9 protein-coding genes are annotated in these 11,774 nt (G+C 67.8%); 4 read left to right on the top strand and 5 right to left on the bottom strand.

The features are described from left to right. Nucleotides 1-1,611 carry an ABC transporter ATP-binding protein gene (locus GWI72_RS10045; protein ID WP_161674477.1) on the top strand — a complete coding sequence of 537 codons (1,611 nt, stop codon included), beginning with the start codon at nucleotides 1-3 and terminating at the stop codon, nucleotides 1,609-1,611. Nucleotides 1,612-1,997: 386 nt separating this feature from the next. Here the strand turns inward: GWI72_RS10045 and GWI72_RS10040 are convergent, their stop codons facing one another. Both GWI72_RS10040 and GWI72_RS10035 read right to left on the bottom strand, forming a co-directional pair. Then, nucleotides 1,998-2,762 carry a GntR family transcriptional regulator gene (locus GWI72_RS10040; RefSeq protein WP_161674475.1) on the bottom strand — a complete coding sequence of 255 codons (765 nt, stop codon included), beginning with the start codon at nucleotides 2,760-2,762 and terminating at the stop codon, nucleotides 1,998-2,000. Nucleotides 2,763-2,993: 231 nt separating this feature from the next. Then, on the bottom strand, nucleotides 2,994-4,064 hold the full coding sequence (locus GWI72_RS10035) for a membrane dipeptidase (RefSeq protein ID WP_161674473.1): 1,071 nt from the start codon (nucleotides 4,062-4,064) through the stop codon (nucleotides 2,994-2,996). A 267-nt stretch (nucleotides 4,065-4,331) separates the two neighbouring features. Between GWI72_RS10035 and GWI72_RS10030 the strand changes: the two genes are divergently transcribed. Continuing rightward, nucleotides 4,332-5,081: a L,D-transpeptidase gene (locus GWI72_RS10030; RefSeq protein ID WP_208995701.1), complete on the top strand. Its 750-nt coding sequence runs from the start codon at nucleotides 4,332-4,334 to the stop codon at nucleotides 5,079-5,081. Nucleotides 5,082-5,213: 132 nt separating this feature from the next. On the opposite strand, the gene trhA is transcribed toward GWI72_RS10030, so the two are convergent. After that, nucleotides 5,214-5,864: a PAQR family membrane homeostasis protein TrhA gene (trhA, locus tag GWI72_RS10025; RefSeq protein ID WP_161708544.1), complete on the bottom strand. Its 651-nt coding sequence runs from the start codon at nucleotides 5,862-5,864 to the stop codon at nucleotides 5,214-5,216. Nucleotides 5,865-6,019: 155 nt separating this feature from the next. Between trhA and GWI72_RS10020 the strand changes: the two genes are divergently transcribed. Both GWI72_RS10020 and GWI72_RS10015 read left to right on the top strand, forming a co-directional pair. Beyond that, nucleotides 6,020-7,531, top strand: a complete 1,512-nt coding sequence (locus GWI72_RS10020; RefSeq protein WP_161708543.1) for a malonate--CoA ligase — start codon at nucleotides 6,020-6,022, stop codon at nucleotides 7,529-7,531. Nucleotides 7,532-7,695: 164 nt separating this feature from the next. After that, nucleotides 7,696-9,183: an ATP-binding protein gene (locus tag GWI72_RS10015; protein WP_161674465.1), complete on the top strand. Its 1,488-nt coding sequence runs from the start codon at nucleotides 7,696-7,698 to the stop codon at nucleotides 9,181-9,183. Between the two features lie 56 nt (nucleotides 9,184-9,239). Here the strand turns inward: GWI72_RS10015 and GWI72_RS10010 are convergent, their stop codons facing one another. Together GWI72_RS10010 and GWI72_RS10005 are read right to left on the bottom strand one after the other, a co-directional pair. After that, nucleotides 9,240-11,273 (bottom strand): methyl-accepting chemotaxis protein, encoded by a 2,034-nt coding sequence (locus tag GWI72_RS10010; RefSeq protein WP_161708542.1) that lies wholly within the window; start codon nucleotides 11,271-11,273, stop codon nucleotides 9,240-9,242. 176 nt (nucleotides 11,274-11,449) lie between these two features. After that, complete coding sequence (locus tag GWI72_RS10005) at nucleotides 11,450-11,704, bottom strand: hypothetical protein (protein ID WP_161674461.1); 255 nt, start codon at nucleotides 11,702-11,704, stop codon at nucleotides 11,450-11,452. Nucleotides 11,705-11,774: the final 70 nt, after the last annotated feature.

Raw genomic sequence — 11,774 nt, 5'->3', positions numbered from 1 at the left:
ATGACCACCACACGCGAGACGGTCCTGAAGATCGAGGACCTGAAAGTCGATTTCACCACCAACTCCGGCGCCGTCAATGCGGTGCGCGGCGTCAACATTCACGTCGCCAGGGGCGAGACGGTCGCCATCGTCGGCGAGAGCGGCTCCGGCAAGAGCCAGACGATGATGGCCGCCATGGGGCTGCTGGCCTCCAACGGCCGGACGGCGGGCCGGGTCCTGTACAATGGCCAGAACATCCTCGGCCTGCCGATCCGCAAGCTGAACGACATCCGCGGCAAGAAGATCACCATGATCTTCCAGGAGCCGATGACCTCGCTCGATCCGCTCTACACCATCGGCCGGCAGCTCGCCGAACCCATGGTGGAACACGGCGGACTGAGCTGGTCGGCCGCCAGGGAGCGGGCGCTGGAGCTGCTGAAGCTCGTCAACATCCCCGAGCCCGAGCGCAAGCTGAAGTCCTACCCCTACGAGCTGTCCGGCGGCCAGCGGCAACGCGTCATGATCGCCATGTCGCTGGCCAACAATCCGGACGTCCTGATCGCCGACGAGCCGACCACCGCGCTCGACGTGACGACGCAGGCCCAGATCCTGGAGCTGCTCGCCGACCTGCAGAAGCGCCTCGGCATGGCCGTGGTCTTCATCACCCATGACCTCGGCATCGTGCGGCGCATCGCCGACCGCGTCTATGTCATGCGCCAGGGTGAAGTCGTGGAAGAGGGCGAGACGGCGAAGATCTTCGCCACCCCCGCCCATCCCTATACCCGGATGCTGCTCGACGCCGAACCGGAGGGCCGCAAGGCCGCTGTTGCCGACAGCCGGCCGGCGGTGATCGAGGGCCAGAAGGTGCGTGTCGAGTTCTCGCTCGGCGGCGGCCTGCTGACCAAGCCCTTCATCCTGACCGCCGTCAACGACGTGTCGCTGGTGCTGCGCGAGGGCCAGACGCTGGGCATCGTGGGCGAGAGCGGCTCGGGCAAGTCGACGCTCGGCCGGGCGCTGCTCGGCCTGCTGCCGGCTGAGGGCCGGGTGCTGTTCAAGGGCCAGCAGATCAGCGGCAAGGGGCGGGCAGAGCTGCGCGGCCTGCGCAAGCACATGCAGCTGGTGTTCCAGGATCCCTTCGGCTCGCTGAGCCCGCGCATGACCGTCGGGCAGATCATCACGGAAGGGCTGCTGGTGCACGAACCCTCGCTGAGTTCGGCAGAGCGCGACCGGCGGGCCTGCGTCGCGCTGGAAGAGGTCTCCCTCGATCCGGCCATGCGCAACCGCTATCCGCACGAGTTCTCCGGCGGCCAGCGCCAGCGCATCGCCATTGCCCGCGCCATGGTGCTGAAGCCGGAACTGATGGTGCTGGACGAGCCGACCTCGGCGCTGGACCGCACCATCCAGAAGCAGATCGTCACCCTGCTGCGCGACCTGCAGGCCGCCCACGGCCTGACATACCTGTTCATCAGCCACGACCTGGCCGTGGTCCGCGCCATGGCCGACACGGTCATGGTGATGCAGCATGGCAAGGTGGTCGAAGCCGGCCCGACCGAGGCGATCTTCGATCAGCCGCGCGAGGACTACACCCGCAAGCTCATCTCGGCCGCCATGCTGGAGCATCTGGCGGCCTGACCGGACGCACGGGCTGAGCCGCAGGCCCCGGAGCGGCCCCGTGCCGGCAGGAGACAAAGAGGCGGCCACCGGCCGCCTCAGACTGCTGACAAACTTCGGAGTTTCGTCAGTTTGCCGTCATTCCGGACAAGGTGAGCGTTCAGCGAACCGCAGATCCGGAATCCAGCATGTCTGTGCGAGCGCAAGCGAGCCCAAAACCAAGTCAGCTCGATACGACTTGCGACCGACAGGTGTGTCGCGCTTCGCGCGGCTGATATCTGGATCCCGGCTCGGCGCTTCGCTCACGCTCAGCTGGGCCGGGATGACTGTGAGCAGGTTTGTCAGCAGTCAGAGGCGGCCACCGGCCGCCTCTTATCGTTCGGGCAAAGGTTTCCGGGAGGCGGTGATCAGGCCCGGGCGTCGGGTCGCTGCCGGCGCTCGGCCGGATCCGCGCCACGGTCGAAGACGCGGTCGAAGATCTCGGGCGCGAAGGCCTGGATGTTGGCCCGGATGTGCTCGAACATGCGCTGCCGGCAGAGCGCCGGAGTGCCGGACTCCAGCGCCGCGATGATGTCCGCATGCGGGTCCGGCCTGAGGTCGAACCACGGCCGGACATCGGGCCGCTGCGAGATCGTGTAGCGGTGCAGCTGCAAGAGCGCCCGGCTCAGCAGCGGCAGCAGGTTCGGCATGTCGGCCTGTTCAAACAGCCGCATGTGGAAGGCCCGGTCGAGCAGCACGAGGCCATAGAGTTCGCCGGTCTCGTGCATCTGGCGATAGTCCTGGGCCGACTGCTGCACGAAGGCGCGCGCCTCCGCGTCCATGCGCTCGCACGCCCGCGCGATGCCGGCACATTCCAGCTCCAGCCGCAGCCGCACGAAGGCCTCGGCCTCGGCCGGGGTCAGCTGGGTGACGAAGGTGCCCTGATAGCCCTTGCGGTCCACCAGCCCATCCTGCTCGAGGCGCAGCAGCGCCTCGCGCACCGTGCCTTGCGAGCAGTCATAGTCCTGCGCGATGGCCTGTTCGGTCAGGATGCTCGCCCCGGTCAGTTCGCCGAGCACGATGCGGCGCTTGAGATCGCAGTAGACGTGGTTGCTCTTGCGTCCGCCTTCCTGGGCAGTGAGGCGGGCGAGCAGATCGACCTGTTCGCGGTGGGGCCGACGGGGCGAGGTCATGGCAGGCCCCTCTGGCCCGGGACCTGCGATTTGCTGCCGGGATGTCGCCGCAGGCAGCCCGCCGGTTCCCGTCCGGAGGAGGCAGGCCCGGCAGCGGGCAGACGAAAGACAGCCGGCCAGGCCGGACAGGCAGAAACACGGATCATCTCCCGGACGATACCGTTAACGGCTTGACTGCACAGCGAAATCAAACGACTGCCTGACCCTTGCGAATAACATTTCCGTGAGTCGTCACAGGCCCGAACGGGCGATCACCGACAGCCAGTTGCGCCACGCGATCTTGGCGATCAGCTCCTCGCCGTAGCCCGCCTTGCGGAAGGCCTCCAGCAGCGCAGGCAGGCCCGCGACATCGCCGATGGCCCGGGGCACGACACAGCCGTCGAAGTCGGAGCCGAGACCGACGTGATCCTCGCCGAGCCGGCTGATCAGGTGGTCCGCATGACGGACGATCGTCTCCAGCGGGGTGTCGGGATTGTGCCGGCCGTCATCGCGCAGGAAGGCGACATGGAAATTGATGCCGACGAGGCCCCGGCTCTCGGCAATGGCGTCGAGCTGGCGGTCGGTGAGGTTGCGGGCGCTGGGGCAGAGCGCATGGGCATTGGAATGGGAGGCGATGAGCGGCCGCTCGCTGAGCCCGGCCACATCCCAGAAGCCCTTCTCCGTGATGTGCGACAGGTCGAGCATCACGCCGAGGCGGTTGCAGCGCCGCACCAGCTCGCGGCCGAGATCGGTGAGGCCCGCTCCGGTGTCGGGCGAGGACGGAAAGGCCATCGGGACGCCGTCGCTGAAGATGTTCTGGCGGCTCCAGACCGGACCGATGGAGCGCAGCCCGGCCTGATACAGCACGTCGAGCGCGGCGAAGTCCGGGTCGATCGCCTCGGCCCCCTCGATGTGCAGCACCATGGCAAGCTGGCCAGCCTCCATCGCCGCGAGGATGTCGGCGTGGCTGCGGGCGACCCGGACCTGGTCCGGGCGCTCCCGCTCGAGACGGAAGGCGCGCGCCATCATCCGCAGCGTGCAGTCCAGGGCCTCGGCCTGGCCGACCCGGCCGAAATGGCGGGGATCCGAGTTGGACAGGGCGCGGACCTGTGCCTGGTCCCGCACCGAAGGCACGAACATGGCAAAGAGGCCGCCGGCAAAGCCGCCGCGCCGGGCGCGGGGCAGGTCGATGTGATCCTCGCGCGCCTCGTCGAAGAAGGACCGGGCCCGGCCATCCTGCGCGCGCATCTCGAGCTTCAGGAGCGTGTCGTTGTGCCCGTCGAACACGGGCACCGGCGGCTGCGGGGAATGCGAATCAGTCACGGACGGGGCCTTCTCGGATGCGGCACGGGGCGGCGGGCAGGCTGGGATCGGCTGCAGGGACCCCATAAGACACCGGCCCGGAAGCCCTTGCAAGAGAGGGGCCCGGCCCCTCCTGTGGCAGCAAAGCCGCTGTAGCGAGCTTTTGATCGAACTGCCGCAAAGGCCCATTGCCTTTTGATCCTGCCGCGGCGCAAAAGGAGCGACATCGAAACTTCGTGAAATTCCAAGGTGGCACAGATGGCAGCCGAGGTTGCTGACGAGAATGGAATGCCGAAACTGGTCCTGAGCCGGCGAACGCTGCTGGCTGGCGGGTCTCTGCTGATTGCCGGTGCGCTGGCCGGGTGCCAGACCGTCACCATCCCGCGCGTGGTCGGCCTGCCCGGGCAGCCGCCGCTGCCGGACGAAAAGTTCGACTATGCGCTGGCCTATGCGGCGCGCAAGGATGGCCAGTTTGACATCCCGGCCATCAAGTACCAGAGCTTCGACCGCAAGTTCTGGCGCCAGGTGGTGCATTACCCGAACAAGCTGGAGCCGGGCTCCATCGTGGTCGATCCGCACAACCACTTCCTCTACTGGACGCTCGGCGGCGACAAGGCCCTGCGCTACGGCATCGGCGTCGGCAAGGCCGGCTTTGCCTGGTCCGGCGTTGCCGTCATCCGCATGAAGCAGGAATGGCCGCGCTGGTTCCCGCCGAAGGAGATGATCGCCCGGCGTCCGGAGCTGAAGAAGTACGAGAACGAGCCGATGGAAGGCGGGCCGAAGAACCCGCTGGGCGCCCGTGCGCTGTACCTGTGGCAGGGCAACGTCGACACGCTCTTCCGCATCCATGGCACGACCGAGCCGGACAGCATCGGCAAGAGCGTCTCCAGCGGCTGCATCCGCATGTGGCACCAGGACGTGATCGACCTGTACCAGCGCGTTCCGATGAACACGCGCGTCTTCGTGATCGGTCCGGACGGCAAGATCCCGGAAGCGCCGCCGAAGCCGCAGGAACCGATGCTGACCATTCCGAACTGATCGGCACGCAGCCAGTCGCTGCACGATTGAAAAAAAGGCCCCGGTTCCGGGGCCTTTTGCCTGTTCGGGGTCATGGTGTGCCCGGGGTCATGGTATGTCTGGGGTCGGGGGCCCCGGCAGGCGTCCCGGGTCTCAGGAGCCGAGGACAGGGGTCAGCGCCACATCCGTCAGGATCGCGCCGAAGTGGCAGATTGCCGCCGCCAGCACGAAGCCATGCCAGATCGCGTTCTGGAACGGCAGCGTCTTCCAGACGTAGAAGGCCGTGCCGGCCGAGTAGAGCGCGCCGCCGGCGACCAGAAGCCAGAAGCCAGCCGGAGAGGCATTTTCCAGCAGCGGCTGATAGGCAAAGACGATGACCCAGCCGAGCGCCAGGCAGATCGGGACCGTGAACCGGTCGAAGCGGGGCAGGCGCAGGAGCTTCAGCACCGCCCCCGTCAGGGCTCCGGCCCAGACCACGCCCAGGACGATCGCCCCGGCCCAGCCGCCGATCACCATCGCGGCAAAGGGCGTGTAGGTCCCGGCAATCATCAGGAAGATGGCGGCGTGATCCAGCCGGCGGAACAGGCTGGCGTGGTTGTTCTTGGCCAGCATGTTGTAGAGCGCCGAGCAGATCAGCATCGCCATCAGGCAGGCGGTGTAGATGGAGATGCTGGCGATCCGGCCAGCCCCGGCATCCGGGATCACCAGCGCGAGAAGCACGATCGTGGCCGCAATGCCGAGGGCGATGCCGAGAATGTGGACGGTGCTGTCGGCGATGTATTCCGCCCTGGTCTGTGCTCGCATGCGCGCTCTCCCTCTGTCTGGCGCGACCTTACCGTTTACGTCATGGGCATGGCAATCCTTCCGATGGGCGACATCCCCGGCTTGGCAACACCGGAGGCGGAAGGCATTCTGCCGCCCGCATCCGCCGGACAGAGGGCGGGCCGGGAGGAGACGTCATGGCAAACCATCTTTTCGACGCGCTGATGGCGGCGGGAGCGGCCGCGGACAAGCCGTTCCTGCGCCTGGAAGACGGCGCCTCCGTCACCTATGGCGGCCTTGTCGCGCTGAGCGGCCAGATTGCCAACGCGCTGGTGCAGCTCGGGGTCCGGCCCGGCGACCGGGTGGCGGTGCAGGTGGAGAAGACGCCGGAGGCGCTGATCACCTATCTCGGCTGCGTCCGGGCCGGCGCCGTCTTCCTGCCGCTGAACACGGCCTACACGCCGGCCGAGGTGGACTATTTCCTGGCCGACGCCGAACCTGTCCTGTGCCTGTGCGACCCTGCTGCAGAGGCGGCGCTGCGCCCCTCGGCCACGCGGATCGGCGCCCGGCTGGAAACGCTGGATGCGGCCGGGCAGGGGAGTTTCCGCAGCCTTCTCGACGCCCAGTCGCCGGCCTTTGTCGATGTCGCCCGTGGCCCGGATGACCTGGCGGCCATCCTCTACACCTCCGGCACCACTGGCCGGTCCAAGGGCGCGATGCTGACGCATGACAATCTCGCCTCCAACGCCCGGACGCTCGTCGCGGCCTGGCGCTTCACGGCCGACGATGTGCTGCTGCATGCGCTGCCGATCTTCCACACGCATGGCCTGTTCGTCGCCACCAACACGCTGCTGATGGCCGGCGGCTCGATGCTGTTCCTGCCGAAGTTCGACCTGGCTGCCTTGCTGGCCCTGTTGCCGCAGGCCACGACGCTGATGGGCGTGCCGACCTTCTACAGCCGCCTTCTCTCCGCCCCCGACTTCACCCGCGCGGCGGCCGCTCACATGCGCCTGTTCATTTCCGGTTCGGCGCCGCTCTCGGCCGAGGTGCACCGCGAGTTCCGCGCCCGCACCGGACACGCGATCCTCGAGCGCTACGGCATGACCGAGACCAACATGAACACCTCCAACCCCCATGACGGCGACCGGCGCGCCGGCACGGTCGGGCTGCCGCTGCCCGGGGTCTCACTGCGCATTGCCGACCCGGACACCGGCCGGGAGCTGCCGCAGGGCGAGATCGGGATCATCGAGGTGAAGGGCCCGAACGTGTTTTCCGGCTACTGGCGGATGCCGGAGAAGACGGCGCAGGAGTTCCGCGCCGACGGCTTCTTCATCACCGGCGACATGGGGCAGGTGAGCGCCGACGGCTACGTGTCGATTGTCGGCCGGGCCAAGGATCTGGTCATCTCGGGGGGCTTCAACATCTATCCGGCCGAGGTGGAGGGCCTGATCGACGAGCTGCCCGGGGTTGCCGAGAGCGCCGTCATCGGCGTGCCGCATGCGGACCTGGGCGAGGCGGTGGTGGCGGTGGTGGCGCCGAAGCCCGGAGCGGTGCTGGACGAGGCGGCACTGCGCGCCGCGCTGGACGGGCGGCTGGCCCGCTTCAAGCAGCCGCGCCGGGTGATCATCCTCCCGGCCCTGCCGCGCAACACCATGGGCAAGATCCAGAAGGCCGCGCTGAGGGAAACCTATCGCGATCTGCTGGCGTGACCGGCCGGTGGAAAACCGCGCCTTTCCTGTGATGAACGTCCCTGCGGTCAGGCTCCGGCAACCCTTGGGCTTTTGACCTCGGCGGCGAATCGCGGGACTGTCCGGGCGAGGATTTTCCGGCGTGCGAAGCCGGCTGCGGGACAGGGCCGGCGACGGGACAGGGAATGACAGTCAGCATCGATATTGGTGAAATGACGGGCGGTGCGCGCGCCCAGATGGATCTCGAGGAGCTGCTGGCCACCCGCTTGCTGGTGCAGGGCAATTCGGGGTCCGGCAAGTCGCATCTGCTGCGCCGCCTGCTGGAGCAGTCCGCCGGCTGGGTGCAGCAGGCCATCATCGACCCGGAAGGCGACTTCGTCACGCTGGCCGACAAGTTCGGCCACGTGGTGGTCGATGCGGTCGGCACCGAGCGGGACCTGCAGATGATCGCCGCCCGCGTGCGCCAGCACCGGGTGTCGGTGGTGCTCAACCTCGAGGGGCTGGACGCGGACCGGCAGATGAAGGCGGCCGCCACCTTCCTGGACGGCCTGTTCGACGCCGACCGGGACCAGTGGTATCCGATGCTGGTCGTGGTGGACGAGGCGCAGCTGTTTGCCCCGGCCGCCGCCGGCGAGGTGTCCGAAGAGGCGCGACGTCGCTCGCTGACCGCCATGACCAACCTGATGTGCCGCGGCCGCAAGCGCGGCCTTGCCGGGATCATCGCCACGCAGCGCCTGGCAAAACTGGCCAAGAACGTGGCGGCCGAGGCCTCGAATTTCCTGATGGGGCGCACGTTCCTCGACATCGACATGGCGCGGGCAGCCGATCTCCTCGGCATGGAGCGCCGGCAGGCCGAGGCCTTCCGCAATCTCGACCGGGGCCATTTCGTGGCCCTGGGGCCGGCCATGTCGCGCCGGCCGGTGCCGGTCAAGATCGGCCCGGTGGAGACCTCCGGGCGGGGCGGGGGACCGAAGCTGACGCCGTTGCCCGACCAGCCGGCCGAAGACGCCAAGGACCTCATCTTCACGCCAGCCCCCGACGAGGCGATCCGCATCCGGCCGCGTGCGCCGGAGCCGGTGTCGACGGCCGAGATCCTGAGCCAGCTGTCGGCGGCCGGACGCGGCGAGGCCGGGCGCGGCAGCGCGCCTGCCCAGCCGGAAGAGCCGCCGGTGGACCTGGCGGCCCGCGAGGCGGCCGTGGAGGAGATCATGACCGCGATCCTGGCCGAGCCCGAAGCCGCCTTCCAGCCGGTGGCAACGCTCTACCAGGACTTCCAGGTCCGCTGCCGCATCGCCAAGGTGCCGGGCGGCGTGCCGGATCTGGCCTATTTCCGCGAGAAACTGTCGGTCGCCCGGGCGGGCGTGGACGCCGGCGAGGTGGACACCGGCGACTGGGAGCGGGCCGCGCTGATTGCGGCGGAACTGCCGGAGGACATGCGCGGCGTCTACCTGCTGCTCGCCAAGGCGGCGCTGGCCAAGGCGCCGTGCCCGCCGAACGCCGAGATCGCCAAGGCCTATGGCACGCGCTCGCCGGGACGGGCCCGCTGGCTGCTCGCGCATATGGAGGAACGCGGCTTCCTCGTCTGCGCCACCGACATGCGCGGCAACCGCATCGTCACCCTGACGGACCTTGGCTGGCAGACCGCCCCGGGCGACGCGGAAGCGGCCGCCTGACGCACCGAAAAAGGGCACCCGCCGGGTGCCCTTCTGCGGTGTGACAAGACCTGTCCTCAGGCCGCCCGGACGCGGGCAAGGAAGCCCGCGATCGTGTCCTGAAGCCGATGCGCCTGGCGCGACACATCCTGCGAGACGGTCAGCACGTCGCTGGCCGACTGGCTCGTTTCCTGCGCCGACTGCATCACGTTGCCGACATTGTCGGTCATGTCGGTGGTGCAGGTGGCGGCCTTCTGCACGTTGACGGTGATCTCGCGCGTCGCCTCGCCCTGCTGCGAGATGGCCTCGGCGATGGTGGCGGTGAACTGGTTCACCTCGGTCATCGTCCGGGCGATCTCCTGGATCGAGGTCACGGCCTCGCGGGTCGAGGTCTGGATGCCGCCGATCTGGTTGGAGATTTCCTCGGTGGCCTTGGCGGTCTGGTTGGCCAGTTCCTTCACCTCCGCTGCCACGACGGCAAAGCCGCGCCCGGCCTCGCCGGCCCGGGCGGCCTCGATGGTGGCGTTGAGCGCCAGCAGGTTGGTCTGTTCGGCAATGGCCTGGATCAGGCTGACCACCTCGCCGATCTTCTGCGCCGCGCTGTCGAGGCTGGCGACCCGTTCGTTGGAGGTCGCCGCCGCGCGGGTGGCGATGCTCACCACGCCCTTGGTCTGGTCCACCTGACGGCTGATCTCGGCAATCGAGGCCGACAGTTCTTCCGAAGCGGAGGCCACCGTCTGGACGCTGATCTGCGTCGTCTCGGAGGAAGCGGCAACCGAGGACACCTTGCCGGAGGTGGTCTGGGCAATGGCATTGAGCGCGCCGGCGGTGTGTTCCATGCGCTCGGTGTTGGCCGAGACCTGGCTCAGCGCCTGGCGCACCTCGGCCTCGAAACTCACGATCATCGCGTCGATGCTCTTCTGCCGTTCGACACGGGCAAGCTGGGCCTGCTCGCTCTCGCCCTGGAGCTTGGCGCGTTCGATCGCATTCTCGACGAAGACGCCGAGCGCGTTGGCCATCTGGCCGATCTCGTCCTTGCGGCCGGTGTGCTCGACGGCGGACTGGACGTCGCCGGCGGCCAGATTGCGCATGCGCAGGGTCAGCTGCAGGATCGGGCGGGCAATCGTGCTGCCAAGCAGCCACATCAGGCCGGTGCCAATGGCCACGACGACGAGGGCGACCATCAGGGCGATGTTGCGGGTGCGGTCGGCCACCGCCAGCAGCTCGCTCTCGTCGACCGTCATCACCACGTACCATTTCTGATCGGTGTTGATGAGTTCGACGGGCCGGATCGCCTCCATCTGACCCTCGGTCGCGCTCAGCGTCAGGCCGGCGGCCGCGCCGCGGAGCCGGTTGACGAGGCCCGCCTCGGCGGTCTTGCCGAGCAGGCTGGCATCCGGATGCGACACCCAGATGCCCTTCTCGGACACGAGGCCGAGATAGCCGGTCTCATACGGGTCGGTAGCCGTGATCTGCTGCTGCAGGTCTGCCAGCGACACGTCGATGGTGGTGCCGCCGACCGCCTTGCCGGAGGCATCGAGGATCGGCGAGGAGGCCGTCGCCATGAGCACGTCGACGCCGTTGACGGGATAGAGATAGGGCTCGGTCACGGTGTCGCGCCGGAGCTGGCGCGGCTTGTCGTACCATTCCTCGGAACCGCTGGTGCCGCCGAAGATCAGCGGGTCAAAGGCGACGCTGCCGTCCTTGTGATAGAAATAGGGAATGAAACGGCCGTTGGCATCGTTGAAGCCGGCGCCGCGATTGTCCGCATCAAGGCCGCCGACATCCGGCTCCAGGATCGCACCGCCGCCGACGAACTGGCGGTTCTGGGCGACGATCTGCTTCATCACCGAGCCATAGGCGTTGCGGTCCGTCACGCCTGCCTGCACCAGCCCCTCGAGCGCATCGGCTGCGGAGCGGGCGGCAAGCTGCGCTTCGGCGACAGTCTTGCTGACCTCTGTGGCGATGGCCAGGGTCACGTCCGCGACCTGTTCGCGTCCGGCCTTCTCCGCCGACTGACGCATCATCACCGAGATGACCGTGATCAGGACGACGAAGCCCACAAGAAAGACGGCACTGGCCGACAGGAAAATCCGATTGCGCAGGGACATGAAAGAACTCCGGGACGGAGACGAACCTGCCATGCATTCTGCTGTGCGGACGTAAAGTAAAGCTTACCGCTCCTTCAGTTCAACATGCGGTCTTGCAAATGATCCGGTGAGGGTTCCCGCAAGGGTTGTGGCGATGGTCTGGTGTCACCGACCGCCTCAACCTTGCGGAATTTCACTTACATCGCACGGCGCATGCGTTCGGGCCGGCCGATTTCCTTTGCGGGAACAGGGAATTCCGGGTCGGCCAGGAGAAACTTCAACTGAGCCAGCTCAAGTTCCAGTCCCTCGATCGTGCGACCGAGGACGCTGTCCAGATAGCTGCCGGCAGGGGCATTGGCGCGGATCCGGCTGGCCTGATTGAGGGTGGCGCGCAGATACCGGGCGATGTCCTCGACCTCGAAGCGCGTGACGCTGATTTCATTCGGCTGCATGGCTTCTGCCTCATCTAGTTCCTGTTTTGTTCTATATCCGAGAGTCGCTCCCCGGGCAAGAGGGGCTGCG

Source organism: Pannonibacter sp. XCT-53 (assembly GCF_009915765.1).
GTDB classification, from domain to species: Bacteria; Pseudomonadota; Alphaproteobacteria; order Rhizobiales; family Stappiaceae; genus Pannonibacter; species Pannonibacter tanglangensis.
Note: the sequence above shows the minus strand (reverse complement) of the source record. Positions and strands in the feature narration are given on the sequence as shown.

Bases quoted from the DNA above. Each gene is read 5' to 3' on its own strand.
- GWI72_RS10045 (WP_161674477.1), top strand. From the start codon at position 1: ATGACCACCACACGCGAGACGGTCCTGAAGATCGAGGACCTGAAAGTC.
- GWI72_RS10015 (WP_161674465.1), top strand. From the start codon at position 7,696: ATGACAGTCAGCATCGATATTGGTGAAATGACGGGCGGTGCGCGCGCC.
- GWI72_RS10040 (WP_161674475.1), bottom strand. From the start codon at position 2,762: ATGACCTCGCCCCGTCGGCCCCACCGCGAACAGGTCGATCTGCTCGCC.
- GWI72_RS10005 (WP_161674461.1), bottom strand. From the start codon at position 11,704: ATGCAGCCGAATGAAATCAGCGTCACGCGCTTCGAGGTCGAGGACATC.
- GWI72_RS10010 (WP_161708542.1), bottom strand. From the start codon at position 11,273: ATGTCCCTGCGCAATCGGATTTTCCTGTCGGCCAGTGCCGTCTTTCTT.
- GWI72_RS10030 (WP_208995701.1), top strand. From the start codon at position 4,332: ATGCCGAAACTGGTCCTGAGCCGGCGAACGCTGCTGGCTGGCGGGTCT.
- trhA (WP_161708544.1), bottom strand. From the start codon at position 5,864: ATGCGAGCACAGACCAGGGCGGAATACATCGCCGACAGCACCGTCCAC.
- GWI72_RS10020 (WP_161708543.1), top strand. From the start codon at position 6,020: ATGGCAAACCATCTTTTCGACGCGCTGATGGCGGCGGGAGCGGCCGCG.